At 57.7% G+C, this 26,500-nt stretch carries 30 protein-coding genes and 2 pseudogenes; 21 read left to right on the forward strand and 11 right to left on the reverse strand.

Annotated features, from left to right (window positions below):
• The first annotated feature begins 87 nt into the window (after nucleotides 1–87).
• Both E2F50_RS21900 and E2F50_RS21905 read left to right on the forward strand, forming a co-directional pair.
• Nucleotides 88–396: a type II toxin-antitoxin system RelB/DinJ family antitoxin gene (locus E2F50_RS21900; protein ID WP_133318322.1), complete on the forward strand. Its 309-nt coding sequence runs from the start codon at nucleotides 88–90 to the stop codon at nucleotides 394–396.
• Nucleotides 393–686: a type II toxin-antitoxin system RelE/ParE family toxin gene (locus tag E2F50_RS21905; RefSeq protein WP_133318323.1), complete on the forward strand. Its 294-nt coding sequence runs from the start codon at nucleotides 393–395 to the stop codon at nucleotides 684–686. The genes E2F50_RS21900 and E2F50_RS21905 overlap by 4 nt, the downstream gene beginning before the upstream one ends.
• 38 nt (nucleotides 687–724) lie before the next feature.
• On the opposite strand, the gene E2F50_RS21910 is transcribed toward E2F50_RS21905, so the two are convergent.
• The gene (locus E2F50_RS21910) at nucleotides 725–1,045 is read right to left on the reverse strand and encodes a hypothetical protein (RefSeq protein WP_245515543.1); all 321 of its coding nucleotides are present in this window, start codon (nucleotides 1,043–1,045) and stop codon (nucleotides 725–727) included.
• A 20-nt stretch (nucleotides 1,046–1,065) separates the two neighbouring features.
• Nucleotides 1,066–1,509 carry an SLAC1 family transporter gene (locus E2F50_RS21915; protein WP_133318324.1) on the reverse strand — a complete coding sequence of 148 codons (444 nt, stop codon included), beginning with the start codon at nucleotides 1,507–1,509 and terminating at the stop codon, nucleotides 1,066–1,068.
• A gap of 257 nt (nucleotides 1,510–1,766) precedes the next feature.
• On the opposite strand from E2F50_RS21915, the pseudogene E2F50_RS21920 reads away from it, so the two are divergent.
• Nucleotides 1,767–1,871: pseudogene (locus tag E2F50_RS21920) on the forward strand (Lrp/AsnC family transcriptional regulator); the annotation flags it as partial.
• Between the two features lie 36 nt (nucleotides 1,872–1,907).
• Here E2F50_RS21920 and E2F50_RS21925 read toward each other — a convergent pair.
• From E2F50_RS21925 to E2F50_RS21935, 3 genes are all read right to left on the reverse strand, one after another.
• Nucleotides 1,908–3,137, reverse strand: a complete 1,230-nt coding sequence (locus tag E2F50_RS21925; protein ID WP_133318325.1) for an MFS transporter — start codon at nucleotides 3,135–3,137, stop codon at nucleotides 1,908–1,910.
• Nucleotides 3,138–3,197: 60 nt separating this feature from the next.
• Nucleotides 3,198–3,956 (reverse strand): SDR family oxidoreductase, encoded by a 759-nt coding sequence (locus E2F50_RS21930; RefSeq protein ID WP_133318326.1) that lies wholly within the window; start codon nucleotides 3,954–3,956, stop codon nucleotides 3,198–3,200.
• Between the two features lie 104 nt (nucleotides 3,957–4,060).
• Entirely contained in the window at nucleotides 4,061–4,465 is a 405-nt protein-coding gene (locus tag E2F50_RS21935; protein WP_133318327.1) for a winged helix-turn-helix transcriptional regulator, read from the reverse strand.
• A gap of 116 nt (nucleotides 4,466–4,581) precedes the next feature.
• Between E2F50_RS21935 and E2F50_RS21940 the strand changes: the two genes are divergently transcribed.
• The 6 genes and pseudogenes from E2F50_RS21940 (at nucleotide 4,582) to E2F50_RS23610 (ending at nucleotide 7,967) form a co-directional block, all read left to right on the forward strand.
• Complete coding sequence (locus tag E2F50_RS21940) at nucleotides 4,582–5,601, forward strand: zinc-binding alcohol dehydrogenase family protein (protein ID WP_133318328.1); 1,020 nt, start codon at nucleotides 4,582–4,584, stop codon at nucleotides 5,599–5,601.
• 94 nt (nucleotides 5,602–5,695) lie between these two features.
• A complete protein-coding gene (locus E2F50_RS21945; protein WP_133318329.1) occupies nucleotides 5,696–6,004 on the forward strand; it encodes a putative quinol monooxygenase in 309 nt (102 codons plus the stop codon).
• A gap of 40 nt (nucleotides 6,005–6,044) precedes the next feature.
• Nucleotides 6,045–6,758 (forward strand): SDR family oxidoreductase, encoded by a 714-nt coding sequence (locus tag E2F50_RS21950; RefSeq protein WP_133318330.1) that lies wholly within the window; start codon nucleotides 6,045–6,047, stop codon nucleotides 6,756–6,758.
• 49 nt (nucleotides 6,759–6,807) lie between these two features.
• Nucleotides 6,808–7,233 (forward strand): cupin domain-containing protein, encoded by a 426-nt coding sequence (locus tag E2F50_RS21955; protein WP_133318331.1) that lies wholly within the window; start codon nucleotides 6,808–6,810, stop codon nucleotides 7,231–7,233.
• A gap of 93 nt (nucleotides 7,234–7,326) precedes the next feature.
• A pseudogene (locus E2F50_RS23605) lies at nucleotides 7,327–7,539 on the forward strand (SDR family NAD(P)-dependent oxidoreductase); the annotation flags it as partial.
• A gap of 77 nt (nucleotides 7,540–7,616) precedes the next feature.
• Entirely contained in the window at nucleotides 7,617–7,967 is a 351-nt protein-coding gene (locus E2F50_RS23610) for an SDR family NAD(P)-dependent oxidoreductase (RefSeq protein WP_342635752.1), read from the forward strand.
• A 196-nt stretch (nucleotides 7,968–8,163) separates the two neighbouring features.
• Here the strand turns inward: E2F50_RS23610 and E2F50_RS21965 are convergent, their stop codons facing one another.
• Nucleotides 8,164–8,970 carry an SDR family NAD(P)-dependent oxidoreductase gene (locus tag E2F50_RS21965; protein WP_133318332.1) on the reverse strand — a complete coding sequence of 269 codons (807 nt, stop codon included), beginning with the start codon at nucleotides 8,968–8,970 and terminating at the stop codon, nucleotides 8,164–8,166.
• A 119-nt stretch (nucleotides 8,971–9,089) separates the two neighbouring features.
• On the opposite strand from E2F50_RS21965, the gene E2F50_RS21970 reads away from it, so the two are divergent.
• The 5 genes from E2F50_RS21970 (at nucleotide 9,090) to E2F50_RS21985 (ending at nucleotide 14,347) form a co-directional block, all read left to right on the forward strand.
• Nucleotides 9,090–10,052, forward strand: a complete 963-nt coding sequence (locus E2F50_RS21970) for a GlxA family transcriptional regulator (protein ID WP_133318333.1) — start codon at nucleotides 9,090–9,092, stop codon at nucleotides 10,050–10,052.
• 104 nt (nucleotides 10,053–10,156) lie between these two features.
• Nucleotides 10,157–10,663, forward strand: coding sequence for an alpha/beta fold hydrolase (locus E2F50_RS23475; protein WP_245515544.1), 507 nt, complete (start codon nucleotides 10,157–10,159; stop codon nucleotides 10,661–10,663).
• Nucleotides 10,664–10,732: 69 nt separating this feature from the next.
• Complete coding sequence (locus E2F50_RS23480) at nucleotides 10,733–10,975, forward strand: alpha/beta fold hydrolase (protein WP_245515545.1); 243 nt, start codon at nucleotides 10,733–10,735, stop codon at nucleotides 10,973–10,975.
• A 68-nt stretch (nucleotides 10,976–11,043) separates the two neighbouring features.
• Nucleotides 11,044–11,580: a carboxymuconolactone decarboxylase family protein gene (locus tag E2F50_RS21980; RefSeq protein WP_133318334.1), complete on the forward strand. Its 537-nt coding sequence runs from the start codon at nucleotides 11,044–11,046 to the stop codon at nucleotides 11,578–11,580.
• A gap of 430 nt (nucleotides 11,581–12,010) precedes the next feature.
• On the forward strand, nucleotides 12,011–14,347 hold the full coding sequence (locus tag E2F50_RS21985) for a bifunctional diguanylate cyclase/phosphodiesterase (RefSeq protein WP_161974310.1): 2,337 nt from the start codon (nucleotides 12,011–12,013) through the stop codon (nucleotides 14,345–14,347).
• 361 nt (nucleotides 14,348–14,708) lie between these two features.
• Here E2F50_RS21985 and E2F50_RS21990 read toward each other — a convergent pair whose 3' ends face one another.
• Together E2F50_RS21990 and E2F50_RS21995 are read right to left on the reverse strand one after the other, a co-directional pair.
• Nucleotides 14,709–15,164 (reverse strand): hypothetical protein, encoded by a 456-nt coding sequence (locus tag E2F50_RS21990; protein WP_133318336.1) that lies wholly within the window; start codon nucleotides 15,162–15,164, stop codon nucleotides 14,709–14,711.
• 85 nt (nucleotides 15,165–15,249) lie between these two features.
• The gene (locus E2F50_RS21995) at nucleotides 15,250–16,011 is read right to left on the reverse strand and encodes a DeoR/GlpR family DNA-binding transcription regulator (protein WP_133318337.1); all 762 of its coding nucleotides are present in this window, start codon (nucleotides 16,009–16,011) and stop codon (nucleotides 15,250–15,252) included.
• A gap of 84 nt (nucleotides 16,012–16,095) precedes the next feature.
• Here E2F50_RS21995 and E2F50_RS22000 point away from each other — a divergent pair, with 84 nt between their 5' ends.
• The 4 genes from E2F50_RS22000 to E2F50_RS22015 all read left to right on the forward strand — a co-directional run bounded on the left by E2F50_RS22000 (nucleotide 16,096) and on the right by E2F50_RS22015 (nucleotide 18,286).
• Entirely contained in the window at nucleotides 16,096–16,695 is a 600-nt protein-coding gene (locus E2F50_RS22000; protein WP_133318338.1) for an NUDIX domain-containing protein, read from the forward strand.
• Entirely contained in the window at nucleotides 16,683–17,144 is a 462-nt protein-coding gene (locus tag E2F50_RS22005; protein WP_133318339.1) for an acetyltransferase, read from the forward strand. The genes E2F50_RS22000 and E2F50_RS22005 overlap by 13 nt, the downstream gene beginning before the upstream one ends.
• Before the next feature lie 150 nt (nucleotides 17,145–17,294).
• Nucleotides 17,295–17,825, forward strand: coding sequence for a GNAT family N-acetyltransferase (locus E2F50_RS22010; protein WP_133318340.1), 531 nt, complete (start codon nucleotides 17,295–17,297; stop codon nucleotides 17,823–17,825).
• Nucleotides 17,822–18,286 carry a GNAT family N-acetyltransferase gene (locus E2F50_RS22015; RefSeq protein WP_133318341.1) on the forward strand — a complete coding sequence of 155 codons (465 nt, stop codon included), beginning with the start codon at nucleotides 17,822–17,824 and terminating at the stop codon, nucleotides 18,284–18,286. Before E2F50_RS22010 ends, E2F50_RS22015 begins: the two co-directional genes overlap by 4 nt.
• 279 nt (nucleotides 18,287–18,565) lie before the next feature.
• Here E2F50_RS22015 and E2F50_RS22020 read toward each other — a convergent pair whose 3' ends face one another.
• Both E2F50_RS22020 and E2F50_RS22025 read right to left on the reverse strand, forming a co-directional pair.
• Nucleotides 18,566–18,874 carry a response regulator gene (locus E2F50_RS22020; RefSeq protein ID WP_133318342.1) on the reverse strand — a complete coding sequence of 103 codons (309 nt, stop codon included), beginning with the start codon at nucleotides 18,872–18,874 and terminating at the stop codon, nucleotides 18,566–18,568.
• A gap of 129 nt (nucleotides 18,875–19,003) precedes the next feature.
• Nucleotides 19,004–19,495, reverse strand: a complete 492-nt coding sequence (locus tag E2F50_RS22025; RefSeq protein WP_133318343.1) for a chemotaxis protein CheD — start codon at nucleotides 19,493–19,495, stop codon at nucleotides 19,004–19,006.
• Between the two features lie 1,072 nt (nucleotides 19,496–20,567).
• On the opposite strand from E2F50_RS22025, the gene E2F50_RS22030 reads away from it, so the two are divergent.
• The gene (locus E2F50_RS22030; RefSeq protein WP_425375416.1) at nucleotides 20,568–21,113 is read left to right on the forward strand and encodes a flagellin N-terminal helical domain-containing protein; all 546 of its coding nucleotides are present in this window, start codon (nucleotides 20,568–20,570) and stop codon (nucleotides 21,111–21,113) included.
• 487 nt (nucleotides 21,114–21,600) lie between these two features.
• On the opposite strand, the gene E2F50_RS22035 is transcribed toward E2F50_RS22030, so the two are convergent.
• The gene (locus E2F50_RS22035) at nucleotides 21,601–22,116 is read right to left on the reverse strand and encodes a sigma-70 family RNA polymerase sigma factor (RefSeq protein WP_133318345.1); all 516 of its coding nucleotides are present in this window, start codon (nucleotides 22,114–22,116) and stop codon (nucleotides 21,601–21,603) included.
• A gap of 523 nt (nucleotides 22,117–22,639) precedes the next feature.
• Here E2F50_RS22035 and E2F50_RS22040 point away from each other — a divergent pair.
• Together E2F50_RS22040 and E2F50_RS22045 are read left to right on the forward strand one after the other, a co-directional pair.
• Entirely contained in the window at nucleotides 22,640–25,729 is a 3,090-nt protein-coding gene (locus E2F50_RS22040) for a response regulator (protein ID WP_133318346.1), read from the forward strand.
• A 335-nt stretch (nucleotides 25,730–26,064) separates the two neighbouring features.
• Nucleotides 26,065–26,478: a response regulator gene (locus E2F50_RS22045; protein WP_133318347.1), complete on the forward strand. Its 414-nt coding sequence runs from the start codon at nucleotides 26,065–26,067 to the stop codon at nucleotides 26,476–26,478.
• Nucleotides 26,479–26,500: the final 22 nt, after the last annotated feature.

Here is a 26,500-nt window from a genome sequence, read left to right on the forward strand (position 1 = left end):
AGCTGAGCAAACACAGCCGGCCGTAAAATTTTATCTGGAATTTGTCATTCAAGTGCATTACCGTATCAGCTGGATATGGAGATAGTTATGGCCGCCAACGCACTTGTCCAAACACGTATTGATGCCGAAATTCGGGATCGTGCGTCTGCCGTGCTTGAAAGCATGGGCCTCACGGTATCTGATGCGGTTCGTATCATGCTCACCCGAACTGCTAACGAGGGCGCGCTGCCTCTTGAACTTCTTTCTGGCAGCGAAGCGCATGACGCCTGGTTTCGAACCAAGGTGCTGGAAGCGTTGAATGATACTCGACCAGATTTATCAGACGACGAGGTTGAGGCACATTTTGCCAAACGCCGAACGGCCGCCCGCCTTAAAGCTGGTGCGCCAGAATCGTGAAGCTTACTTGGTCTGCGTATGCGCTGTCGGACCGCGACGCCATCTTCACATACATCGAGGCAGATAATCCTGCAGCCGCGGCTCTAATCGATGAACGGATAGCAGCTGCCATCCGTCGCTTGCTTGACTTTCCTGCCAGCGGACGTGTGGGTAGAATTGCCGGAACACGCGAACTCGTCATCAACGGTACGCCATACATCGCCGCTTACGCCATCACCGAAACGACAGTTCGAATTCTTCGCGTACTCCATGGCGCGCAAGAATGGCCAGACTCTCTGCCACAGAGCTGATCGCCACTGGCCGACGGTTCGATTTCCATCAAGGCGTGTTAGTCCTCAACAATCTCCAGGTCTGCCGAGCCGTCAATCTCCAGCCGTACCCGTCCGCGGTCTGGCCGGCTTAGGCGGATAGGGCCAGCCTTTTCTTCCAGCCGACGACGCAGTAGGATCAGTCGGGTTTCAAGATTATCCTTGTAGTCGGGCAGTTGCAGGCTGCGATCGCGACGGATTTCGCGGTTGAGGAAATCCCGCCGGCCGCTGCTGGCGTATTCCTCGACGAAATGCTTGAGCAGCCGGCCCGGCACGCCCCGGATCAGGTAGTCCTGCTCGATAAAGATCGATCCGTCGCGCGGATAAAAGCGCAGGCGCACCGGTGCGGCCGGTCGACTCCTTACATGATCCGCAGCCTGTATTGCCTTGGCGTTGTTGCTCCGATATCCCTTTCGCCTCTCAACAAGAGCCCGGTGCGCCAGACAGCGAACGCTAAGGTATAGGTCGCACCTAAAGCAAATAGGCCGGTGGCGAATGCTTTCGAATGAGGTAGCATCCCTTGCGCGACGAGCATGGTGGCAACCCCGCCAAGACCTATGAAACAGCATTGGACTGGATGCGCCGCCTCAGCTTTGGCCATGGCCGGTCGAAGAACCCATTTTGCCAAATAGAGGATGGAGACCAATAGCCAGGTGGCGGCTGCTGCGAATGTTAAGAGCTCACCGATCAACTCCGGCAGACCCCACAGGTTGTGCGCAAGCCGCCATGTATTGGCAAGGCCCGCTAATCCGAGAACCATGCCAAAGAAAGATGCAGGGATTAGCGGCAATTTGCTAGGCTCCATCACGATTTTACCCTCTTCTACGCTTTGGGGACATCAGCTTGGTTACATGCATCTGCCCAGCATATCGACTTAATCTCTAGCCTCCCGACCGTTCACGTGAGGCTGCGAGCGCTAAGGATCCGTGTATGTTTGCAGGTATGTTCAGTTGCTGAGCGATCTAGGTCATTTCGGCGCGACGCTTGCCCTAGCCACCAGAACCACACGGTCATGACGTAGACTAGTCCAGTCGCGAAAGCAGGTGTGACGTCGTCTTCGTGTTGGACTGCCTGACGCGGATACTGAGTGTCGCCAACATTCGCTCGAGTTTCGCCCTCAACCAGGTCAGAAACACAACCGCGCTGCCGACAGGACACCTGCGGTAGCGCCGTTGTCTGACAATAGTGGCCGTGGCCTGCGGATTAACTTCCATTCCGCTTCCAGATCTTGTCGAGAGCCAAGGCTACCAGTTCCATCACTGCGGCAGCCGCACCGACCATCCAGACATCACCCACCGCGATGATCCCCGCGCCGATTGCGCTGCCGATGGAAAAGCCGAGATACATGGTGGACGTGTTGAGGGAGAGCGCGACCGAGGCCTGGCCCTGGCCGCCCGCAACGATCAGACGGGCCATCTGGGCGGGAAAGAAGGACCAGACGCTGAAGCCCCATCCGGCAACGGCGAGAAGTGCCAGAGAGACGGCAGCCCCCGGCAATGCTGTGGCTACCGCCAAAGCTGCGAAAGAGAGGGCGAGCGCGACAAGCGAGACGCTCGCAACCTTGAGCGATCCGAAGCGATCGTTCAATGCGCCGCCGGTGAACACGCCGAGTGCCGCGAATATGCCCCAGAGCGTGACGGTTGCCGCAATGCCCCTGTCGGCGAAGCCCAGCGTCTGGGAGAGATAGGGGGCGATATAGGGATAGGCCGTGTAGGCGCCCATCGACCAGAACAGTGTCACCGAGAGGAGTTTCAGAACGGGAGCCTGGCGGATGACGCCGATACGGTCAGCAATGCTTACGATGGCCATATGCGCACCAGCATTGCGTCCAACGCCTGTCAGGATGCCGATAATCGCGATGGCTCCCATGGCGGCAACCATAAGAAATGTCGAGCGCCAGCCGAATGCATGGCCAATGATCGAACCGAGTGGCAGGCCGAGCGCAATCGCAATGGTCATGCCGCCGCTGACGATGGCAAGCGCACGCCCCCGTTTTTCTGTCGGTACAATCATGCCGGCAAGAGCATTGGCGTTCGGCGCATAGAGACCGGCGGCGGCAGCCATCAGGATACGGGCAAACATCAGCGTGCCAAACCCGGGCGCGAAGGCAGCAATCAGATTACCGACCGTGAATATCGTCATGGCGAGCAGCAATGTGTCCCGCCGGCGCAGCCCGCCGGTAATGACCGTTGCGATAGGAGAGCTGAGCGCTAGCACGAGGGTAAAGACAACGACAAGCATGGCCGTCGCGGAAAGGCTCATGCCCAGATCGGCAGCGATGGTCGGCAACAAGGGAGCTATCATAAAACCCTCGGTACCGATTGCGAAAGTACCGAGTGCCAGGACCCATGCCGGCAGCATGGATGGCTCGGGCTGCCCCAAATGCTCGCCCTTCAAGGGAATGGCGGATTTCAGATCATGTTTCTGCAGCATGGTAACCTCCTGCCGAATGCCCGGCTGCCCGTTCGGCAACCGGGTGGCGGCCTGTCTCTGTCAAACGGGGATCGGGTTGGCAGCGAGAGCCTGGTTGAAGGCGTTGAAGAGCGCGTGCTCCCCGCTGCCCGGATTGTCGCGGATGGCCTTGATTTCCTCGACATAGATTTCTTCGGATTCCGTCCCGAGGCCCTTCATGGTCTTCTCGATGAAAATGTCGAGCGGCATGGCGCGAGGATCGCCGCTCTTCTTGACGAGGTCGGTATCGACCCACGGCGGCGCGATCTCCTGGACGCTGACATTGGTGCCGCGCAGCTGGAAGCGTTGCGATAGCGCATAAGAGTGCAACGCTGCCTTTGTGGCGGAATAGACTGCGGTGGAAGCGAGCGGCAGATAGGCCAGAACCGACGTGTTATGGATGATCGTGGCCTTCGACTGAGCCTTGAGATGGTCGATAAGAGCCGAAGTCAGGCGGATCGGACCAAGCAGGTTCGTGTCGATAATCCGACGTGACTGCGTGTCATCAATCTTTGCGCCCGCGTCATCAAAGGGCATGATGCCGGCATTGTTGACGAGGACATTGAGCCTCGGGTAGTCGCGGATCAGCAGCGTTGCGACACGATCGATATCGGCCGGATCGGCAATGTCGAGCTCTATGCCTTCCATGCCCGGATTGGCTGCGGTCACCTCATCGAGCAACGCCTTGCGGCGGCCGGCGATGATGACCTTGTTGCCAAGGCGATGGAAGGATTCCGCCAATGCGCGGCCGATGCCGGATGTGCCGCCAGTGATAAAGATCGTGTTGTTTTCGAGTTGCATGGGTCTCTCCTTTGAACCGAGCGGCTGAAGGCCGCGCTTCGATGGAGAGATCTTGCATCAAGTAATCCATGTCTGAAATGACGTCTAAACGTCAATTCAGGACATTACGCTGATCGACTGCTCGGCGTCTCCATGGCAACCGTCTCGCGCGGATCCATCCCGCGTGGTTTGCCATAGAGACTGATATTGGCGTCACCCCAGTATTTAAGGGCGAGCAGGATCGGTTCCATGCTGCGGCCGAGCTCTGACAGCTTGTACTCTACCTTTGGCGGCACCTGAGCATAAACCTTGCGTTCGATCAGGCCGTCGTCCTCAAGCTCGCGCAACTGGTTGGTTAACATGCGGGGGGTCACGTTGACGATGTGTTTGCGCAGTTCGTTGAACCGCAGTGTCCCTGAAAGCAGGTGAAAGAGCACGACCGATTTCCATTTTCCGTCAATGAGGCCAACGGCAGCCTCAACCGAGCAGCCGGGAGAACAATCGAAGCGCGAATGGCGAGCTTTGGCCATAACAGTATCCTTTTTGATACTACATGTGTATTTTGTGCGTATTGCGTCTTTTCGATAATAGCTCATTTTAGCTCCATATCAATCGACAACGCAGTCGATCATCAAAGGAGCACATCATGAAGGCCATTGGTTATAAGGCACCGGGAGCTATCGAGCGCCACGACGCATTGCAGGACATCGAGCTTCCCCGGCCGGTTCCAGCAAACCGGGACATTCTCGTTGAGGTGAAGGCCATTTCGGTCAATCCGGTCGATACGAAAGTTCGCAAGGGCGCCAGTCCGGAAGCCGGACAGTGGAAGGTGCTTGGGTGGGATGCGGTCGGCACTGTCGTGGAGACCGGACCTGCAGCGAAGGATTTCAAGATTGGCGATGAGGTGTTTTACGCCGGCTCTCTAATCCGCCCCGGAGCCAACAGCCAGTTTCATCTCGTCGATGAACGTATTGTAGGGTTCAAGCCGAAATCAGTCTCCGATGCGCAGGCCGCGGCCCTGCCGCTAACGGCCATCACCGCCTGGGAAATGCTATTCGACCGGTTGGATATCCGCAAAAGTGTCCCGGGTGCGGCGAACGCCATCGTGATCATTGGCGGCGCTGGCGGGGTTGGCTCGATAGCCATCCAGCTCGCGCGTGCGCTGACAGGCGTTACCGTCATTGCGACAGCCTCGCGGCCGGAAACGCAGGACTGGGTGAAGACGCTTGGTGCCCATCATGTAATCGATCATTCCAAGCCGATCTCCGAGCAGGTGGCGGCTTTGGGTATCGGTGCCCCCGCCTTTGTATTCTCGACAACCGAAACCCATCGCCATCTCAAAGAGATCATCGAGCTCATCGCGCCGCAGGGCCGGTTCGGGTTGATCGATGATCCGGAAAGCCTCGACGTGCTTGGCTTCAAGCGCAAGGCCGTTTCCACACATTGGGAGTTGATGTTCACGCGTTCGATCTTCGAGACCGCCGACATGGCAGAGCAGGGTAGGCTGCTGAACGAGGTGTCTCGTCTCATCGACGAGGGCAAGATCCGGACCACCGCGACTGAAATCTTGTCGCCCATTAATGCTGCCAATCTGCGCAAGGCCCATGCAGCCATCGAAAGCGGCAGGACGAAGGGCAAGGTGGTGCTTGAAGGCTTTCTCACCTGAGGCAGCCAAGGTCTGAAGCAGTGAAGGTTCGACATCGCTTTCCGCCTCTTCCATGTCCAGCCAGTTTCTTTCTTCGAACAAAAGGATGACCGTCATGAGTGTGCCACTCACTGACCAAACTGAACTCATTGCGCTCTTGAAGGCGAAGCCGGAAAAGCGCGCAGCCCTTTTTGACGCATTGGCTGCCATAGTGCCGGAAGTCCGCAAGGAAGACGGATGCCTGCGATACGACCTGCACGTCGACCGCGATGATCCGGACATGGCGGTTATGCTGGAAAGCTGGCGGGATGAGAGCGCTCTCAATGCCCATGCCGCCGGCGCGCCGTTCCAGTCGCTTACCGAGCGACTGGATGACTTGCTTGCCGAACCGCTGCGTTTGCATCGACTGCAGCGCCTGGCCTGACATCACGCACGTCTTCAATTTCCCATAGAAAGGAAGAGCCATGAGCTCGCTCAATTACCTTCGCGTTCTCGTCGTCGGCGGCAGTTCCGGTATTGGCTTTGCCGTTGCCGAGGCGGCCGTTGCAGCTGGCGCTCATGTCACCATTGCCTCCCGCTCTCAGGATAAACTGGTGGCCGCCGCCCAGCAGCTGGGTCCCGGAACTGAGACCGCCGTGCTGGATACGGCTGATGAGGCGGCGCTTGAGACTTTCTTTGCCTCACGCGACGCTTTCGATCACGTGGTGGTCTCTGCAGCGCAGACGCCAACGGGTCCATTGCGCAAGCTTGCTCTCAACGACGCAAAATCGGCAATGGAGAGCAAATTCTGGGGCGCCTATCGGGTTGCCCGTACGGCCCGTATTGCGGAGCGAGGCTCGCTGACCTTTATCTCCGGCTTCCTAAGTGAACGGCCATCCGCCTCCTCGGTTCTGCAGGGTGCGATCAACGCAGCGCTTGAAGCTCTGGCGCGCGGCCTTGCGCTCGAATTTTCGCCGGTGCGTGTCAACACCGTGTCACCCGGACTGATCGATACGCCGCTGTGGTCGAAGATGGCCGACGATGCCAAGGCGGCGATGTTCTCTCGCGTGTCGGAGAACCTGCCGGCAAAGACCATCGGCAAGCCTGAGCACATCGCCAACGCGGTGCTGTTCCTCATGACTACGCCATTCGCCACCGGGTCGAACGTCCGTGTGGATGGTGGCGGTGCGATCGCCTGAGCGTGGTCGGGGTCATTTGAGAGGCGAAGCAACGACAGGGAAGATCACCATGTCTGATCAAAGCACTGCAACATCCGCCCGCTTCGACATCCTGTCGATCATGAAGCAGTTTCCGCAAACAGCGGAGACCTTGCTTGTGGACACGTATCTACGCGATACGCCTGCAGCAAGCTCGCGGGTGTTTCGCGTCTACAAAGGAACGCCGCCGCATTACCATGGGGGCAGCGATGAGTATCTTTATGTCCTGTCCGGGCGGGGCACCTTCTGGATGGAAGACCCTGCAACGGAGGCCGAGTTCGAGCCCGGCCAACTCCTGTTCTTCGAACGGGGCACCGTTCATGCCCTGCCCAACATCCTTGAAGAACCGGTTGTGTTCCTTTCCGTCGATACGCCACGCCGTGATCCAACAGATATTGTATTCGTGAACAGTGCGGACGGATCGCCCGAGACCTTTATCGCCTCAAAGCCCGGTTGAGCGGCGCTTTCCGTTTGCAATCCAATTAAGGGAATGTGACCCATGGTCCGAACCTGGTTTATCACCGGCGTCAGCAGCGGCTTTGGTCGCGAGATGGCCCAGCAATTGCTCGCCCGCGGAGATCGTGTTGCCGGCACGACGCGATCTCCCGATCGCATCAAGGAGCTCGACGAGCAATATGGCTCCGCATTCTGGCATGCCCTGCTCGACGTTCGGGATGCAGAGCTGGTCGGGCGTGTTGTCGACCGGGCATTTGACGAGCTCGGAACGATCGACGTCATCGTGAACAATGCCGGCTATGGCCTATTCGGTGCCCTGGAAGGGCTGGATGAGGCTCAGATCCGGATGCAGATCGAAACCAACCTACCGCCTTGTGATCGCAGATGCGGCAGAGCGGCGCGGGTTACGTGGATCGGTGCCAGCATGGACGCTTGCTTGCCATCTCAACCTATGGCGGACAAGCAACCCACCCGGGCGCTTCCCTCTATCATGCCAGCAAGTGGGGCCTTGAGGGTTTTACGGAGTCCATTGCTCAGGAGGTTGCGGGTTTTGGTATCGGTGTCACCATTGTCGAGCCTGGTGGGGCTCGGACCGGTTTTCGCGCGACAGCCGGATCCAATGTCGGGCAGGATCTTGAAGTCTACAGAGGAACGCCGGCGGGAATGGTTCATGCCTTCTTGAAAGATGGCACCCGTCAGCCGCTCGGCGACCCGACCAGGATGTTCAGGCAATAATTGCGTCAGTTGATCAATCGCCGGCGTCCCGTCGGCTGGTGCTCGGCAGTGATGCCTATGGCGCGATCACCAGGGCGCTCAACGAGAGGCTGGCTGAGGTTGAGCTGCAGAAGGACAGCGCTGCCGCCACGGATATCGTTTAAGGGAGAGGAGGGGAGGGGAATGCCGCTGACGGCATTCCCCTCCATGACATTCATTAAACGGCCTGGGTGCGCAGGCTATACCTGGCTGCAGGCCGGGCACTCGAGAGATGCGGAAGCATGGCTGCCCGGGCGGCCTCCCAGCCGTCCCATTCGGCTGCATCCATGAGAGAAGGAATGGTGGCGAATTCGCCGCGGTCTAGGCCGACGAGCGCAGCGTCGACGAGGTCCTCCGCCGACATGACCCATTCGGCCGGCAGGTTGCTTGCGGGAAGCCCGGCAATGTCCCAAAACTCTGTTCCCGTTGCCCCGGGGAGCACGACTTGAACATTGACCCCTGTCTCATGCAGCTCCTTGCGCAGAGACTGGCTGAAGGCCAGCACAAAAGATTTGGTGCCGCCGTAGACACCGTTGAGGATCTCCGGTCCAATGGCGACAATGGACGAGATATTGATGATGGTGCCCTTGCCGCGCTGCCTGAAGAGCGGGACGATGGCATAGGTAAGACGCATCGGTGCCGTGACATTGATTGCCACCATGGCCTGCATTTCCGCGATTGCGGCAGTCTCCAAAGGTGCGGCGCTGCCAAAGCCAGCGTTGTTTACCAAATGTGTAATGGTGTCGTCCTGTGCAATAACCTTTTCCACCGCAGCCAGGCCGTCTTCCGTGCCGAGGTCCGCGGCAAGTGCCCTGACCGACACGCCGTAACGCTCCGTCAATGCGGCGGCGACATCCTTCAGGCGGGCGAGATTGCGCGCCACCAGGATGAGATCTTGGCCGCGCCGGGCAAAGCGATCCGCATATACGGCGCCGATACCGGATGATGCACCTGTTATCAGAATGGTCCCGTGTGTGTTGCTCATTGTTCGCTCCTTTGGCTGTGGATTGGAACGTCCAACCCCGTGTCGATGGAGGGACATTAGCCGTAGACAATGATGGCTGAAATGACATACAAACGGCAAAAAAGGACAAGGATTCGAACATGCGGCACATTGGCTTCATCATGGAGAATGGGTTTCAGGTGATGGGGATGGCCGCGTTAAGCGCCTTCGAGTTCGCCAACGAGACCATCGGTAGTGAGGCGTACCGGCTGACCGTCATGTCCGAAAGCGGCGGTTCAATTCGATCCTCGCTTGGCATCGGTATTGAGACACAGCCGCTCGCGGACTTCCCCGACACGCTGATGGTCGTCGGCGAATTGCTTCCGAAGCCTGTGTCTGCGGTGTTGAGGGATTACATCGCTCATGCGGGGCGCGAAAGCCGACGGGTGGCTGGCGTCTGCACCGGGGCATTTCTGCTGGCCGAGGCCGGACTTCTGGATGGAAAAAGCGCCACCACCCACTGGGCTCACGCGCGCAGCCTGCAGGAACGGTTCCCCAACATCCATGTCAATGACGACCGCATCTTCATCCAGGACGGTTCGATCTGGACGTCGGCAGGCATGAGTTCCGCCATCGATCTGACGCTGGCACTGATCGAAGACGACCATGGTGCCGAACTCTCGCGATCCATTGCGCGCAAACTGGTGGTGTATCACAGACGGCCAGGAGGGCAGTCGCAGTTTTCGGCGCTACTGGAGTTGGAGCCGCGCTCGGACCGGGTGCGCCGTGCGCTTGTCTATGCTAAGGAGCATCTGCGAAATCCGCTGACGGTGGAGGAATTAGCGGAAGCCGCAAGCCTCAGCCCGCGCCAGTTTAGTCGCCTGTTTCGCGAGGAGACGGGACAATCGCCTGCTAAGGCCGTGGAGCGCCTGCGGCTGGAGGCGGCAAAAGTGATGCTCGAAGACGGCCGTCATCCCCTCGACATCGTCGCCCGCGATACAGGCTTTGCGGACCGCGATCGTATGCGGCGCGCATTTCTACGCTTTTTCGGCCAGCCGCCGCAGGGCCTGCGCCGCAGCCTGAAGCTGATAGAGGGCGTCGAAGACCCTGATCTGGTGATTTGATGCGCGCGTCCTGAACTGACGTTTCTATGTCATTAAGACGCAATCGACCGGATCTATCTTCTTTCATCAGAAGACCTCACGGCGGGTGATGAAAGGAAAACCTCATGTTCTCTTCCAAATACAATGGCGGAATCGAGACCAGCCATGGCCGGCTCGCCATCCGCCTCGACGGACCGCAAGGAGGCATCCCGCTCCTTCTCCTGCAGCGCTTTCGTGGCACCATGGATGATTGGGATCCGGCTTTCATTGCAGCGATTGCCAAGGATCGCCGCATCATTCGCTTCGACAGCGCCGGCGTTGGACGATCGAACGGCACCGTGCCGGCGACCATCGGCGGGATGGCAGCCATCGCTGCCGACGTCGTGGCAGCGCTTCGATTGTCTCAGGTTGATGTCCTCGGCTGGTCGTTGGGTGGAGCGGTTGGCCTGGAGTTTGCACTGAACTTCCCGCATCTGGTTCGCCGTCTGATCGTTGCGGGCTCTAGCCCCGGGCCTGTTGCCGACGGTCCGCAGCAGCATCCGCGCGTGCCGCAGGTCATGACAAGGAGCGAGAATGACGAAGAGGACTTTCTCTTCCTCTTCTATCCGCCCAGCGACTGCGCCACTGCCTAAGGCCGCGCCTCTCTCGCTCGTATCCGCTCTCAGCCTGATCGTGGGCCGGCAGCATCACCGCTAGCGCTGATGGCGCAGGTGAAGGCAATTTCCGCCTGGCCTGGCGTGCTGCACCGGGCAAGCGAATTGCGGCTGCCGATACTGGTCGCCAATGGCGCGCATGACGTGATGATCCCGGCCTATCGCTCCTATGTGCTCTCGCAGCAGGCACCCAATGCCAAGCTCATACTTTATCCAGATGCCGGTCACGCTTTCCTCTTCCAGGACATTGAGGGCTTTGCCCGCGACCTCGAGCAGTTCCTCGAAGGCTGATCGGGTCACAACCGGATCCTCACCATTTCACCAACCGACCAGCAATGGTCCAATCAAGCAGATTGATCATGTCTACCATTACCGCTCTGTCTGATGACGAAGTCACACCACATGTTGCGGAGCTCTTTGCCGGAGCGAAGGCATCCATGGGCAAGGTGCCTAACCTCTTCCGTGTTCTCGCGCATGCTCCGGCCGCGCTGGACGTCTATACCGGCAGCAAGCGCTTCCTGCATGAGGGCGTGCTGAGCCCGCAGGCACAGGAGCAGATTGCCATCGCCATCGCATCGGCAAACGGTTGTGATTACTGCCTCGCTGCCCATACCGGTTCTGCCCGCGCTGTCGGCGTTTCGGCAGAAGACCGCGCCTCAGCGCAAAATGGCCGCACGTCGGATCCGAAGATCCAAGCTGTCCTCGACATAGCACTTGCCGTCAACGCAACCCATGGGCAAGCCTCGGCGCCAGCTCTTGAGACGGCGCGCTCTTATGGATTGTCGGATGCTGAGATCCTGGAGACTATAGCGCATGTCGCAATCAATATTCTGACCAACAGCGTCAACAACATCGTCGGAACGACATTGGACTTCCCGAAGGTAGAGCGCGTCTGAACGACGGTGGAGGCGAGGCAGATGGGGCCGGGATAGTGGCCCCCTTTGATCATCGCGGCTGCTGGCAAGTTCTCGTCACACCAGTGGCTGGGATCTTTCTAGTTCTAGGAAATGAATATCTTCTTGCTATGCGAATTAAGGGGTCGACGGTTCGATCCCGTTCAAGGCGTGCAAACCGTGAGCTCGCGCGTGGTGACCGAGGTGCCTTTAAAGCTACGGTGCTTCTGAGGTTGCTATAGCTGGGCAGTCGTTGAAGCCGTGGAAAAGCATTTCGACTAACCACGGCAGTAGCTTACACGACAGAACTAGGGAAGACCGCTGCTCATAATTAGCTGAACAGCAGTCCGCTTTTCCAGGACAGTTAAAATTTTACCAACTTCCCTAACCCAAGCGTCAGCTCTGCATGGAATGGTGCCGGCCGGAGGTCCGGATGATCCGACTCGTGTCTTGTATCACCGAGCAGCACAACTGGCTGCTTTTGCTTGTTGCCGTCTTTGTTTGCGCCGCTGGCAATCTGGCCGGTGTCTTCATGCTGTCGCGTGCCCGCCAATGCGTCAAGGCGCATCGGAACCTCTGGGTTGCTGTCGCTGGTGTCGTACTTGGAGGAACGATCTGGGCAACGCATTTCATTGCCATGCTCTCATACAACGTTCCGGTATCGTATCAGGTGTTGGAAACCGGGCTGTCCATAGTCGTGGCAGTCGTGGTCTCTTGTCTCGCAACTTTTACCTTCCTTTACGTGCCAGGTCGGCAAGGTACTGTAGCGGCCGGGATCCTCTTAGGGCTGGCCATTGCGACGATGCACGCCATCGGCCTGAGCGCCATCGGCAACTCTGCTCTCATCGAAGATGATGCTATGACGGCAGTTGTTGCTTGGATATTGGGTGGCGCATTCTCGGTCAGCGCGATGCTGCTTCTGGCTGGTCGGATGACCAGCACGAGGCTGGGTTCCGCTGCCCTGCTGATCGTCGCTGCCGTCTGCAGCCACCACCTGGTTTCGATGAGCGGCCTCAGCGTCGTTCCGTTGTATCCCGACGCAGCCGGTGCCTTAACTTTCCTCGACCGTGTCGGGATTGCGACCGGCGTCTGCATCGTTTCCAGCCTGTTGATTACCACCGGAGTTGCGGCACTGTTCTTCGATCGGCACCTGACGGACGTCAAAGGACTGGCAAATGCGACCTTCGAAGCTATCGTACTGACGCGTGCCGGTCAGATCGTTCACGCCAATGAGCGATTTGCGATGCTGATGGCAAATCCGATCCAGGATCTGAGGTCCCTCAAGTTCTCCGATTTTTTAGTCGAACGGGACGGGGTTAGAGGCGTTTTGCAGACGCCCGGCGGACCCCTTCCTGTTGAAATCGTCGAAGGTGTCATCGAATACCAGGGCCGCGAGACATCAGTGTATGGTCTGCGCGATATAAGTGAGCGCCTTGAAACGGATCGGCAACTCCTTCATCTCGCCTCGCATGACCCGTTGACGGGTCTTTTAAACCGACGGGCCTTTAATGGTTTGGCTGAGAAAGCATTAACAAGAGTAAGGGAGGAAAACTCCTGCTTGGCTCTGCTTACCCTTGATCTCGATTTCTTCAAAGCCGTTAATGACGTGCATGGGCACGCAGTAGGGGATACCGTTCTGCAGCAGGTCGCTGAGGTTCTGACGTCCTCGTTCATAACGGATGCGATAGTCGGGAGGATCGGCGGGGACGAGTTCTCGGTGGTGTTGCCCGGACACCAGACATTTGACGCGCAACAAGCTGCGTCAATATTTGTGACGAGGTTCAGGGCGGTATTTGGAGCGCATGACAAGGCCTCTTCGTTAGGGGTAAGCGTCGGGATCGCGACTTTTCCTGAACATGGGGATGAACTCGAGCAGTTGCAGAACAATGCCGACGCTGCGTTATATCGCGCCAAGTCTCTCGGCAAGGCCAGAACCTGCGCGTTCGACCGCTTCCTTGACCAGCAGCAGCGGACGCGCCGTCGGCTGGAAGAAGAACTTCGAGGCGCCGTGGAGGCAGGGGAACTGTTTTTACTCTATCAGCCCATTGTCGAACCTGTCTCTGGAAACCCGCTCGGTTACGAGGCACTCTTGCGCTGGCGCCATCCCACTTACGGGACCCTTTCTCCAGTTGTCTTCATCGAGGCGGCCGAGGAAAGCGGCAGCATCGTCGAGATCGGAAGATGGGTCCTTGAAGAGGCCTGCCGGCACGCAGCCTCCTGGGACCACCCTTTGTTCGTCGCAGTCAATGTCTCAGCACGCCAATTGAGTGGTGCTGATCTGGTCGATCATGTGACCACGGCCCTGAAGACGAGCGGCCTTCCGGCTGATAGACTAGAGCTGGAGGTCACGGAAACATCCTTGCTGGCGGATCGCACTGACATTGCCCGTTGCCTGGAGGCCCTTACACGAATTGGAGCCAAACTGGTCATGGACGACTATGGCAGCGGCTATTCCTCCATCTCCAACCTCCGGCGTTATCCATTCACGAAAATGAAGATCGACAGAGGCTACGTAGCCACACTTGAAGACGATCCTGTTGCCGAGGTAGTCATAGACTCCGCTCTAGCGCTTGGGAAAAGCCTCGGGATAACAGTGGTCATCAAGGGGATAGAGACGGAAAATCAGCGCTCGCGCCTGACGGAGAAGGCACCTGACCAAATGCAGGGCTTCCTCTTCGGCACGCCAGTGGCAATGGGCCGCCAGACGTCGAGTTCGCAGGCAGGGCGACGAGACCCCGAGGTGCCGCGGCCGGTCTTAACGCTTCGTTAACCATGATCGGGCAGACTGGGTAATATTGACGCGGTCTCCTCCCTACGCTGTCGATGGCAAACCTTGGGCCGTGAGACATTGTCTCCGGCCCTTTTTTCTGTTGCTCCTTCCCGGCGGTACACGCTCTGCGGCCTATCTGCTGCACCTCTCGCGCCAGGCTTTGGTATCTCGGCATGCGGGGCATGACTGGTCCGAGAAGCACGTTGGGTAGTGCTGCTTGATTCATCGGCTCACACATGAACCATAAATGACGTGCCATTTGGTTTGGCATCTCTAAAAGGCGTATGTGCGAATGCATCCCGGCCGTGCCACTTCCTGACTCATCCGCCTTTGTCAGGAGTGGCTGAAGGGATCCGACCTCTCAAGGCTGGGGAATAGACCCGTCCGGCATGCGCTGACCGCGCGCTTTCATTTCGGCCTTGGTTTTATGGAACTCGACGCAAGCTTCGAATTTTGGGTTTGTCTCGCAATACGCCTCTAACCGCTGGACGTTTGCCGCCATCATGCCGGGGACGTACCGCTGGAAATCTTGCATACGTCGCGTGGTTTCCGCAGTGACCGCCATTTGGGTCATGCCGGTTGGGTCCAGTCCTCCGAAGGTGTTTGCGGCCAGGATTGCCGGCGCCATGTCGCTTGCACGCTGTGCCGATTTCATCGCTTTGGCCTTCTCGGCATCCGTCAGCGGTCTGGCAGTCACCAGCCCATCTTTGGTGGTGCCATTATAGCCAATCGGCATTTCAGGCGGTGCGCTCTGGCAGCCGACGAACACAGAGGCGAAAAACGGCAGGAAGAGTATGTGTCGAGACAAGGGCTTCACTCTTTCGAAGTCGATGCATAAGTTCGCTTTGGTCGGACAAGTCCCGGGCGCGGTAGGGTTTGCGCCGACATTCTGATCGGTCTGTTCAAGCGTGGGCGCGTGTGATGGAGATCCCACGCGTTTGGTACGGTTTCAGGAGATCATTCGAGCAGCTCTTCTCAACGATCAGTCCGTCGATTTCATCGACACCGACGATGTCGTAAGCAGAGACCGCGCCGAGTTTCTCCTTGGACGCAAGAACAATCGTTTCCGCCGACTGACGACTAATGGCGCGCTTGATCGCCGCTTCTTCTCTGTCGCCTGTCGTAAGGCCGTAGTCGGGATGGACGCCGGTCACACCCATGAAGAAGATGTCGGCGCGGATGTGGGAGATACCCTCGCTCGCCGCGGCCCCCACTGCCACGTTGGAGTGCTTGTAGATGCGGCCACCGATCAGCTCGATTTCGATGTTCGGGTGCTCAAGAAGTGCAACCGCAATATCGGGGCTATGCGTGACGACGGTCGCATGGAGTTGCATGGAAATAGCGCGAGCCACCGCAACAGTGCTTGTCCCACCATCCAAGAATATGACCTGACCATTTCTGGCCATCGCCGCCGCCGCCTTTGCGATGGCCGTCTTGTCCTCGGCGGAAATTTTTCTTCGGCTTGGTAGGTCAGCGAGCGCTTTGGATGCCGGTAGCGCGCCGCCGTGCACTCGCTGAAGCAGGCCTTCACCTGCGAGCTCGCGAAGATCTCGTCGTATAGTGTCTTCCGACAGGCCCAGCTGCTGGCTTAGATCCTTTGCGACAATCCGCTGCTCTTTCTGAAGCCTGTCGAGAATGAGAGCCTTCCGTTCCATCGTAAGCATCGCCACAATTCTCCTGATGATGCTGCATATTGCACGAAAACGAATGTTGTGCAATATCGTGCAGTAACTTGAAAGGAGATTGGCATGGCAGTTGCTCACAAGGTGAGGGTCGAGAATGTGACGACCCTTTCGGACGACTGGTACGTTTTGAAGAAGACGACATTCAGCTATCAGAGGAGCGATGGCACATGGCAGCGACAGAGCCGCGAGACCTATGACCGTGGCAATGGTGCTACTATCCTGCTTTACGACTGGAGGCGCAGGACAGTCCTGCTTACCCGGCAATTTCGCTACCCGGCCTTTGTCAACGGCCATGACGACCTCCTGATCGAGACGCCGGCTGGCCTGCTCGACGATGCGAGCCCCGAGGATCGGATCCGCGCGGAGGTCGAGGAGGAGACTGGATACCGGGTGTCTGATGTGCGGCAGGTGTTCGATGCCTTCATGAGCCCTGGATCCGTCACCGAACGGCTCCACTTCTTTGTGGGATCCTATTCCGCCGTCGATCAGGTGTCTGAAGGAGGTGGTAACGCCGAAGAGGGGGAAGATATCGAGCGGCTGGAGCCGTCGATTGAGGAGGCCCTTGAGATGATTTCTGACGGCCGCATCCGCGACGGAAAGACGATCATGCTGCTGCAATACGCAGCGCTGCACCTCTTCAAGGATAACCAATGTTCAGCTTGAGACCGGCAACGGACAAGGATGTGCCACGCAACCTCGAGATCTGGCGCAGCGCTGTGCTGGCAACGCACGACTTCCTGTCGGAGGAAGACTTCCGGGAGATCAGCGTACTGGTTGAGACGTCATATCTACCGACGGCGCCTCTGGTGGTGGCGGTTGATGACGAAGACGTGCCGCACGGATTCATAGGCACGACAGACAACAATGTCGACGCGCTGTTCGTTCATGCCGAGAGCAGAGGGATGGGCGTCGGCCGCCTTCTCCTGGAGAGCTTCTTCGCCGATAGAGATCTGGTGACGGTTGACGTGAACGAGCAGAACTGCTCCGGCAGGATGTTTTATAAGAAGATGGGTTTTCAGGTAACCGGCCGTTCGGATATCGACGATGCAGGTCGTCCGTACCCGCTCCTGCATATGCGCTGGAGGCGGCCATCACGGTTTTCTCCGGCCTGATGTGTTCGGCTGGCACTGGGGATTGACCCGTCGGCACAGCATATTTATCGAGAACTCTCGGAGAAGCGGTTCCGGTTCTCAGTGCCAATCAACAGGATGGGAGGCTCGCCCAATGGACTTGATGCTCCCGCTTCCGATGAACGCGACGGGATGACACATTTCTACGTCAAACCAGCGACTCGGGATGATTTCCCCGTCTTGCGTTCCATAGAACTTGCGGCATACGAGACGCTTCGCGCCGCTGGAGCGGTTGCCGGTGATCCCTCCGTTAGCGATGACAAAGACTTGCACAGGTACTGCGAGCAGCAGCTCCTTTATGCAGCGTCGCCTCCTGGAGGCGACATCGTAGGATGGTGTGGCGGCTACGCGATCGATGGCTGGCTCCATGTCGCTGAGATGGATGTTCACCCGGATTGGCAAGGGAAGGGGATCGGCAGGAGGTTGATTCAGACACTGCTGGATGATGCGCGGACGAGAGAGCTCAAGGGGGCTACACTGACAACCGATCGGCAGGCAGCCTTCAACGCTCCATTTTACCTATCGATCGGGTTTCGACTCGTTCATCCACAGGACACAACCCCGCATCTTTGGGCAATCCTTGACGAAGAAATTGCAGCAGGACTAGACCCGCTACGCCGCGCCGCGATGATGTTGTCCTTTTCGGAAGGCCCAAAACCATGAGCTTGATCTTTAGGCGCGCTGTCGAGGCCGACCTTAAGGCCATCATCGAGCTTCTTGCGGACGATGTACTCGGCTCTTCTAGAGAGGCAATAGGAGGTGCCATCGACGCTCGGTATCGTGCGGCATTCAAGGAAATTGAGGCTGATCCGAAACAGTTCCTCTGCGTTGTCGAGGACGGGCACACGAGAGAGGTCGTGGGCACTTTTCAGCTCACCTTCATCCCGGGCCTTTCTCGTGGCGGGGCGAAGCGCTCTCAGATCGAGGCGGTTCGGGTGAAGACCGATCGACGTGGCGAGAATATCGGCGAGACCATGTTCAGATGGGCGATCGACTACAGCCGGGAACATGAGTGCGTCTTGATGCAGCTCACGAGTGATAAGCGGCGTCCAGACGCGCATCGGTTCTACGAACGGCTCGGGTTCGAGGCGACACATGAAGGCTACAAGCTCGGACTAGGCTGAAAGCGAACAGTAGGTCACTCCAAAGCCAAAGTCGCGGATCCAAGCCTGTAGATGGCAGCTGTTTAAACGTTTTCAGCCGGCTGAGGCACCATGTTCGATTATAGCGAGTTGACCTTGCCGAGTGGTACGGACCAAGTCCGGTGCTTCGGGCCACTCCCACCTCCGCCAGAGTTCGCTCTAGCGATTTCTGAGAATGTGGTTTCGCCAAAAACTTCGCCCGGAGAAGCACCCCCGCAGCCGTATTTTACGCCCAGAGATCACGACGATCTTCATCGCCGGTCAGCGCTCATGGGCGACGTTTGCGAGGCTGAGACCGTTCATGGTGCCGCGCATGTGGATGGCCGTCAGGACAGCCGCGAAATCGGCTGTCGCTCCTAGCACCTGAAGCGCCTCGTCTGCCGTTGACGCCTCATCTATAGCATAGCCTTGGTCGCAGAGCATGTCGATTAGATCCAGGCGTATAAGGCCGTCATCTTCAAGGACGAGCAGTCTTGGTTTGAATGAACCCAGTTCAGTGGTCTTGCAGGAAACTTGAGAAATCGGCGGAAACAAAGCAGCCAGTCCGCCGGGGTCATAGTGGATATCCATTCGGTTGTCAGCCGCTACCGCCAATCCCGCCCTGATCAGGGGCGAGCCCGATCCTTCGATACTGGGCAGCTCGCCCGGTGGGCCACCGCTCTCGATCCAGGTACTCGATATGGTGTTCGTGTGGACTCTTCAGAAAGCAGCCCTACTCGATTTCACAAAGGCTCTTCCAGTTGATCGATGGAAGCGCACCCATCTCGTAGCCTCGCCCCCTAGATCAGTATCCGTTACGGGGATCCCATTATGCTTGAGAAACTGCAATGCGAGCTCCGCGTTTGAGCCGCCGATATCCACTCCTCCAACGATTGCCCGCCTGCCGCCATATAGCCGTGCGGTGATGTCACGCCGGCTCGCACCAAGTGACAGAATGTCCTGCAAGAGGGTGAGCATCGCCTCATCGCCAAACCTACCCTGCGCCTCAGGATTTCGCTGTCCACCGATCGGCAAAAGGAAGTGGTTCATACCGCAGATGCGGTTGCGGCGGTCGTAGAGACAGGCTGCAACACAAGAGCCGAGAACGGTGGTGAAAACAACATTACCCTCTGCAGCCACAAAGCTATGGCCGCCGAGCAGCTGAACGGTGAATTCTTCTGATGAATTATCTGCGGGAGGTCGTATCAGCAACGTTGGTTATTCCCAACTAGCATGTGAACCGATATCAGTCGTATAATCCGCACTCAATTTGCCTTTGATCTCGCTCAAAAGAAGGCGCATCAATGATGCTAATGCGGTCTTCTCGGCGCTGATCAGGCGGACCTGCCGATGAAGGGTCCAACATTTTGGGATCCCATCCGGCGAGGCTTACTGGCAGCGCCTTCTGAAACTGCAAGTACTGGCGAAAGTGGCTCAAAAGCAAAAAGAGCTTCAGGCTAGACATCAAGCATCAACTCTCCAGCAGCTTGTCGATTGCGGCTTCGATCGCTGCTCTCTTGCGTGGTGGACACGGTTTCTTGCGGGCGCTGTCGGATTCCCGAGTGTAGGCCTGTCTGGTGGTCTTGCCTCTATCGGATAGCACATGAGCGATCCACCCAGTTTCGGGAGTGAAACCAGCAGCAATCCTGACTTCTTGCTGAATTCTCTTGTACGTCGGCATCTGTTCAGCTGGATTCAATAACGTCGTCGCCTAAACAAAGGGGGATGCGAATGGTTCGTTGCAGGAGGAGGCTCGCCTGCAGCCGGAAAGGCACATAGAGCAAATCCATAGGCGGGGAATCAAAATCAACGGTGGTCGTCTAACCATAGAAAAAGGGCCCGTCACGCCATGAGACGAGCCCTTTATGGTGATTGCAGGTGCCACTGCTATCGCTAATTAAACTAACGCTAAATAGTTAAGCGAAAGTAAAAGCGGGCGAGGCATTGTCGCTCCCGGCTCAGCTTAAGCTCAGCCCATTGTTGAGAAGGACTCTTGCTGTGGCTGCACCGGCCGACTTGTCGATCCAGACCCAGGACAGATCCTCGGCACAAAGCGGGAGTGGTTGTAACTTCCGAACCTTCGGCGTGTGCTAAAGGACGCGGTAGAAAACAGCCGCGCTCTTAGTTGTTCGTTAACCATGAATTGCTTTATTAGCTTCACCTAAGCGGCAGGTCAGGAGAGCTGATGACTTTCTGCCCGGCATGAAGCTTCCAAGCCCCCTCCCGGCCTTTCCGGAATGTCCCCTCCTGTTCCTTTTGCCTTGGGGCTAATATGACAAGTATCTTGACGAACATCGCAGCGAACTCTGCGCTCCAGACGCTGAACACGATCAACAACGACCTCGAAACCACTCAAGGCCGCGTATCGTCTGGCTTTAAGGTCAGTAGGGCCGCCGACAACGTGGCTTACTGGTCAATCTCCACCACAATGAATTCCGACAACAAGGCCTTGAACGCAGCCGCCGATGCGCTCGGCGTCGGCGCGGCTAAGATTGATACGGCTTATTCCGCGATGGAAAGTGCGATTGACGTCGTCAACGAGATCAAGGCCAAACTTGTTACTGCGACTGAAAGCTCAACCGATCGGTCGCAGATCCAGCTCGAAGTGACTAAGCTGCAGGAGCAGCTTTCCTCGATCGCCCAGGGTGCATCCTTCGCTGGCGAAAACCGGATGGTGGCTGACGGCGTCACCACGGGCGTGGTGGTCGACGGCTTCGTCCGCTCCGCTACCGGCGTTGCAGTGACAACCGCGACCTACGACATCGCTTCTTACGCTCTCTTCGACAGCATCAACAGCGGCGTGGGCACGGATGGTACCGACCACTATTAACTGAGGCTCCTTCCTCGGCCGAATTTGTGGTTCGACGGTTTATCGCCAGACGCTGGTTCTCGAACTTCTTACGGCGGAATAAGTTAGAGCCCTAGATCCTCCACCTTCTTCTGATGGGCTAGATCCCACCGTTCAGTCAATTGGTTCTGCCGGCAGAATGCACGAGCTAATAGGCACCTGTTTTGCCCAGGAGCTGTGCTGCACCGCGACCACGCTTAAACAAGCTTGCACCGGCAATTGCGCTGGGAGCGAATGAGAGCTGACTGTTCAAGCCTTGGCCCCATATCAAACACGCCATCTGTGTGGCTAGATCACACGTGATGCCTGCATTGGCGAAAAGCCTTCGCGAGCTGGGCACTCATTTAGCGCTTTGCAACGAAGGCAGGCTCACTGAAAAAAGCCCTTCTGCTTCACCTCATCGGTCCAGCTACAAAAGAGCCCTAATATTCATTCAGTGGCCGTGGTGGAAGCAGCGATGCCTCTTCCATTAGACGAGAGCGGCTGTCTCAATGCCTTCGCCCAAACGACTGGCTAGATACCGCCGCGCGCGGTTGACCCGGCTTTTGACTGTCCCTAAGGGGCACCCACATTTTTCCGCAGCGTCTTCGTAACTATCACCGTCAATGAGCACGTAGTTAACCGCGTCTCTGCCGAACTTGGGTAATTCCCCAAGCGCTATCTCGAACTCCTTGTAGCGCATGTGCCATTCTTGCGATGGCTTCACATGGCTCATGAACTGTTCGAAGTCTTCAATGCTGGTCACTAGACGCTTATCCTTGGCACTGCGGGTGAGGTATAAGTTCTTGAGGATCGTGAACATCCATGACTTGAGATTGGTTCCCGGTGTGAAAGTATCGACCGCAGTTAGTGCTCTCAAAATCGTATCCTGAACGAGGTCATCAACATCCTCGGTACTCCGGCAAAAGCGACGCGCAAAACGTCTCATAGCGGGTATTTGTTTGATGACGTCGATTTCAAAGGTAGATAAAGTAGTGCAAGTCATTACGCGCCCTCCAACAACCGTAAATGGTCGTATTGATGGATGGTTCCGCTCAGTCACGGAGCGTCTGATATCGCACAGTTACCGCAGTCGTTATTGATCTTCTTTTCGCCAGGTGATCGGCTGGGCATTGAAGAGAACGGTCATGCGGATAGCCTCACGCTCTGGCCTTGGCGGAGCGCAGGCGGCTAACCTTTTACAGGCATTGCCTCGACCTAGTTCTTCAAGCCCCACGTTGGCTCCCTATGAGTCAACAAGGCAACTGCCGAACTGCCATGACAGCACGGCCTCCAGTTCAGGTACCTCGAAGGTCTCGCTCTCTGCCCTTACAGAGCGGTTGTATAGCTTTCAACAAAACGAAGTAGATAACCCACAACATAAGCGCTTTTAGCCGAGGTGATCTGCTCGAGACGTTAAACCGTAAATCGGCGGACCGCCCCGACGAATTTTTCCGCCACTCTCCAGGTAGCGGCTTGGAATTCGAGAACAGCTGTAATACCTAGCGGCGGAACAAAAGGGTCTGCCGATGAACGACGCCTTCGACTTTCTTGCCCATAAAGGCGAGCTTGCCAATCTTATTGCGTCTTTTGACTGGGGCTCCACCTCCGTTGGACCGGTCGAGACGTGGCCGCAGACGATCCGCACGGTTGTTGCGCTGATGCTGCAGTCGCCGGTTCCTATTGTCACCCTTTGGGGCGACGATGGCGTGATGATTTACAACGACGCCTATTCCGTCTTTGCGGGTGGTCGGCACCCGCAGCTCCTGGGCTCAAAGGTTCGCGAAGGATGGCCGGAGGTCGCCGACTTCAACGGCAATGTCATGAAGGTGGTCCTCTCCGGGCGCACCCTCGCATACGCCGACCAAGAGCTCATCCTGCACAGAACTGGCCGGCCCGAGCAGGTCTGGATGAACCTCGACTACTCGCCCATCATCGACGAAGGCGGCAAGCCCTGTGGCGTCATGGCGGTCGTGGTGGAGACCACAGACAAAGTGAAGGCCGAGCGGAGACTGCGTGGGGAGCAGGACCGCCTGATGCGGATGTTCGAGCAGGCCCCCGGCTTCATGGCGCTCCTCGCCGGACCCGAACACCGCTTTGAAATGGCCAACGATGCCTATCTGCATTTCATCGGTAAGAAGCGAGACGCCGTGATTGGCAAGAAGCTTATGAAGGCGCTGCCGGAGCTGAAAGGGCAAGGATACCGGGAGCATCTCGACGACGTCCTGGAGACGGCGTCCCCGTACCACGGTCGCGGCTCTATCGTCCGATTGGAGCGCGACGGGGTGATGGAGGACCGGATCGTCGACTTTGTTTTTCAGCCTGTGCTGGCAGATGACGGCAATGCGATCGGTATCTTCATCCAGGGGCATGACGTGACGGAGCAGCATGCGGCAGAGGATGCCCTGCGTCGCGAGACGCGGCTTCTGGGCGTCCTCAACAAGCTCGGCAGCGACATCGCAGCCGAGCTTGACCTGGAAAAGCTCGTCGAAAAGGTGACAGAAGCAGGCGTCGCTTTGACGGGCGCTCAATTCGGCGCCTTCTTCTACAACGTCCTCAACGAAAAAGGCGAAAGCTACGTCCTCTACTCGCTCGCGGGTGTGGCCCGGGAGCATTTCTCCAAGTTCCCTATGCCGCGTAACACCAAGGTGTTTTCGCCGACCTTCAAAGGCGAGGGCGTCGTCCGATCCGACGACATCACCAAGGATCCTCGCTATGGAAAAAGCGATCCGCATTACGGGATGCCAGCGGGCCACCTTCCGGTCTGCAGCTATCTTGCCGTTCCCGTCCGCTCCCGCTCAGGTGAAGTCATTGGTGGCCTGTTCTTCGGCCATGAGAAGCCGGGCGTGTTCAAGCAGGAGCACGAGGATCTCATTCTAGGCGCCGCTGGCTTTGCTGCTGTCGCCGTTGACAACGCACGACTGTTCCAGGCGGCCGAGAGGGAGCTGTCGGAACGACGCAGGGCGGAAGCGCTCCTTCAAGAAGCCAACACGGGCTTGGAAGCCAGGGTGGAACATGAAGTGGCAGAGCGCACCCGCACGGAGCAGGCATTGCGTCAGTCGCAGAAGATGGAGGCGATCGGGCAGTTGACGGGCGGCGTCGCGCACGACTTCAACAACCTGCTGCAAGTCGTATCCGGCAACCTCCAGCTTCTTACCAAGGACTTGGCAGGCAATGCCGCGGCCCAGAAAAAGGTGGCGAATGCCCTTGAAGGTGTAGCCCGCGGATCAAAGCTCGCGAGCCAGCTCCTTTCGTTCGGACGCCGGCAGCCGCTCGAGCCGAAGGTGGTCAACATCGGCCGCTTCGTTTCCGGGATCGAAGAACTGTTGCGCCGTGCCTTGGGCGAGGAGGTGGAAATTGAGATGATCCGCAGTGGTGGACTGTGGAACACAATGGTCGATGTGGTTCAGGTGGAAAATGCGCTCCTAAACCTGGCGATCAATGCCCGCGATGCAATGAACGGCAGCGGCAAGCTGACCATCGAGGTTGGCAACTCCTTCCTCGACGACGAATACGCCCGGCTTCACCAGGATGTCGAGGCAGGTCAATACGTGATGCTTGCTGTCTCTGACACCGGATCCGGTATGCCGCCTGACGTGATGGCAAAGGTCTTCGACCCCTTTTACACCACAAAGCCGGTCGGCAAAGGCACGGGCCTCGGCCTTTCCATGGTCTACGGCTTCGTCAAGCAGTCCGGCGGCCATATCAAGCTGTACAGTGAGGTAGGCGAGGGGACTACGGTAAAGCTCTACTTCCCTCGAAGCCTGCAAGAGGAGGACACTGTGGTTGTGGCCGACCACGGCCCGATCGTTGGTGGAACGGAGACTATCCTTGTTGCGGAGGACGATGAGCAGGTCCGCAACACTGTGGTCGCGATGCTGACTGACCTCGGTTACAATGTCCTGAAGGCCAAGGACGCAGGCAGCGCGCTGACGATCTTCGAGAGCGGCATCCCGATCGACCTGTTGTTCACCGACGTCGTCATGCCCGGTCCCTTGAAGTCGTCGGAGATGGCGCGGCAGGCAAAAGAAAGAATGCCGGACCTCGCAGTACTGTTCACGTCCGGATATACCGAGAACTCCATCGTCCATGGCGGGCGTCTGGATCCCGGCGTAGAGCTACTTTCCAAGCCTTATTCGCGCGAAGCCTTGGCTCGCAAGATCCGGCACGTCATTAACAATGGCAAGCAAGTCCGAAGAGCCTTGGAACAGAAGGCACGCGAACCATTACCAGAGAAGGAAGCCGCACCTGTGAACCGTGCGGCGGGCAAACGGATCCTTCTCGTCGAGGACAATGAACTCATCCGCATGACAACCAGCGACATGCTCGAGGAACTCGGCTGCAGCGTTTTCGAAGCCGGTAGTGCGGAAAAAGCGCTAACGATCCTTTCGGACGAACAGATCGACGTCGTCGTCACCGATCTCGGCCTTCCGGGCATGAGCGGTGAAGACTTCAGCCGCGAGGTGCGGCGGCGCTGGCCGGAAATCGGCATCATCTTCGCCACCGGTATGAACAAGGCGCCTGAACTGGACAACCAATCTCGGACTGCGTTGCTACCGAAGCCGCATGGCGTTGAGGAGCTTAGGCAAGCGCTCGAAGCAGTGGTAGGAGATGGCTAATACAGGGCCAGTAGCGCCGCTCGCGCGGCAAAGACTATGGTCGATGACATGATGAAAACGACCAATCCAAGCAAGCCTTGACGTCCAGGAGGTTGACCGGCACTTCCAAAATCACCGTCATCGCCTCTTGCTTCGAGACAAGAGTGGCGACCTCCTAACCATCGCGCCCCGAAAACGGCAAACGATCCAGAACTTATAGCCAGTGACTGGAGGCACGGTTGCGAGGTACAAGCCTTACCATCTAGGTACGGGGATGCTGCCGGTGTAAAACGACAGCAAAAGCCGGATCAAACGACCTCATCACGCGTTGGCCTCTCCAGATAGAGGAGAGACGGATGTCGAATAAAATAAGTCGGTTAGCCCTGGTCGTCGATGACGACCCAATCATCCGGATGGATGCTGGCGACATTCTCACCGATGCAGGTTTCCAAACCCAAGAGGCCTCCAATGTGTCGGAAGCCCTAGAGATGCTGGAAACAATGGGAGATGATATTCAACTGCTCTTTACCGACGTGCAGATGCCCGGGGACCAGAACGGCTTCGACCTCGCCCGTAAATGCGCTACCAGGTGGCCGCATATCAGCATGGTCGTGGCGTCGGGGCAACTGAGCCCAAAGGCTGATGAGCTGCCGAAGCAGGCGGCGTTCATCTGCAAGCCTTTTTCCGCCCAGGTCGTCTATGATCGGCTCCAGCAGATCCTGCCCGAACAACAGCAGCCTGAGCCCTTAAAGCAGGGAACTTCCACCTGAGGCTGCTGGCAAATGAGGGCAG

The organism is Rhizobium deserti (genome assembly GCF_004358025.1).
Classification (GTDB): domain Bacteria; phylum Pseudomonadota; class Alphaproteobacteria; order Rhizobiales; family Rhizobiaceae; genus Neorhizobium; species Neorhizobium deserti.

What these genes read in the sequence shown, in the direction of transcription:
- E2F50_RS21900 (WP_133318322.1), top strand. Translation starts at nt 88, where the DNA reads ATGGCCGCCAACGCACTTGTCCAAACACGTATTGATGCCGAAATTCGG.
- E2F50_RS21915 (WP_133318324.1), bottom strand. Translation starts at nt 1,509, where the DNA reads ATGGAGCCTAGCAAATTGCCGCTAATCCCTGCATCTTTCTTTGGCATG.
- E2F50_RS21925 (WP_133318325.1), bottom strand. Translation starts at nt 3,137, where the DNA reads ATGCTGCAGAAACATGATCTGAAATCCGCCATTCCCTTGAAGGGCGAG.
- E2F50_RS21930 (WP_133318326.1), bottom strand. Translation starts at nt 3,956, where the DNA reads ATGCAACTCGAAAACAACACGATCTTTATCACTGGCGGCACATCCGGC.
- E2F50_RS21935 (WP_133318327.1), bottom strand. Translation starts at nt 4,465, where the DNA reads ATGGCCAAAGCTCGCCATTCGCGCTTCGATTGTTCTCCCGGCTGCTCG.
- E2F50_RS21940 (WP_133318328.1), top strand. Translation starts at nt 4,582, where the DNA reads ATGAAGGCCATTGGTTATAAGGCACCGGGAGCTATCGAGCGCCACGAC.
- E2F50_RS21945 (WP_133318329.1), top strand. Translation starts at nt 5,696, where the DNA reads ATGAGTGTGCCACTCACTGACCAAACTGAACTCATTGCGCTCTTGAAG.
- E2F50_RS21950 (WP_133318330.1), top strand. Translation starts at nt 6,045, where the DNA reads ATGAGCTCGCTCAATTACCTTCGCGTTCTCGTCGTCGGCGGCAGTTCC.
- E2F50_RS21955 (WP_133318331.1), top strand. Translation starts at nt 6,808, where the DNA reads ATGTCTGATCAAAGCACTGCAACATCCGCCCGCTTCGACATCCTGTCG.
- E2F50_RS23610 (WP_342635752.1), top strand. Translation starts at nt 7,617, where the DNA reads ATGCGGCAGAGCGGCGCGGGTTACGTGGATCGGTGCCAGCATGGACGC.
- E2F50_RS21965 (WP_133318332.1), bottom strand. Translation starts at nt 8,970, where the DNA reads ATGAGCAACACACACGGGACCATTCTGATAACAGGTGCATCATCCGGT.
- E2F50_RS21970 (WP_133318333.1), top strand. Translation starts at nt 9,090, where the DNA reads ATGCGGCACATTGGCTTCATCATGGAGAATGGGTTTCAGGTGATGGGG.
- E2F50_RS23475 (WP_245515544.1), top strand. Translation starts at nt 10,157, where the DNA reads ATGTTCTCTTCCAAATACAATGGCGGAATCGAGACCAGCCATGGCCGG.
- E2F50_RS23480 (WP_245515545.1), top strand. Translation starts at nt 10,733, where the DNA reads ATGGCGCAGGTGAAGGCAATTTCCGCCTGGCCTGGCGTGCTGCACCGG.
- E2F50_RS21980 (WP_133318334.1), top strand. Translation starts at nt 11,044, where the DNA reads ATGTCTACCATTACCGCTCTGTCTGATGACGAAGTCACACCACATGTT.
- E2F50_RS21985 (WP_161974310.1), top strand. Translation starts at nt 12,011, where the DNA reads ATGATCCGACTCGTGTCTTGTATCACCGAGCAGCACAACTGGCTGCTT.
- E2F50_RS21995 (WP_133318337.1), bottom strand. Translation starts at nt 16,011, where the DNA reads ATGCTTACGATGGAACGGAAGGCTCTCATTCTCGACAGGCTTCAGAAA.
- E2F50_RS22000 (WP_133318338.1), top strand. Translation starts at nt 16,096, where the DNA reads ATGGCAGTTGCTCACAAGGTGAGGGTCGAGAATGTGACGACCCTTTCG.
- E2F50_RS22005 (WP_133318339.1), top strand. Translation starts at nt 16,683, where the DNA reads ATGTTCAGCTTGAGACCGGCAACGGACAAGGATGTGCCACGCAACCTC.
- E2F50_RS22010 (WP_133318340.1), top strand. Translation starts at nt 17,295, where the DNA reads ATGACACATTTCTACGTCAAACCAGCGACTCGGGATGATTTCCCCGTC.
- E2F50_RS22015 (WP_133318341.1), top strand. Translation starts at nt 17,822, where the DNA reads ATGAGCTTGATCTTTAGGCGCGCTGTCGAGGCCGACCTTAAGGCCATC.
- E2F50_RS22020 (WP_133318342.1), bottom strand. Translation starts at nt 18,874, where the DNA reads ATGGATATCCACTATGACCCCGGCGGACTGGCTGCTTTGTTTCCGCCG.
- E2F50_RS22035 (WP_133318345.1), bottom strand. Translation starts at nt 22,116, where the DNA reads ATGACTTGCACTACTTTATCTACCTTTGAAATCGACGTCATCAAACAA.
- E2F50_RS22040 (WP_133318346.1), top strand. Translation starts at nt 22,640, where the DNA reads ATGAACGACGCCTTCGACTTTCTTGCCCATAAAGGCGAGCTTGCCAAT.
- E2F50_RS22045 (WP_133318347.1), top strand. Translation starts at nt 26,065, where the DNA reads ATGTCGAATAAAATAAGTCGGTTAGCCCTGGTCGTCGATGACGACCCA.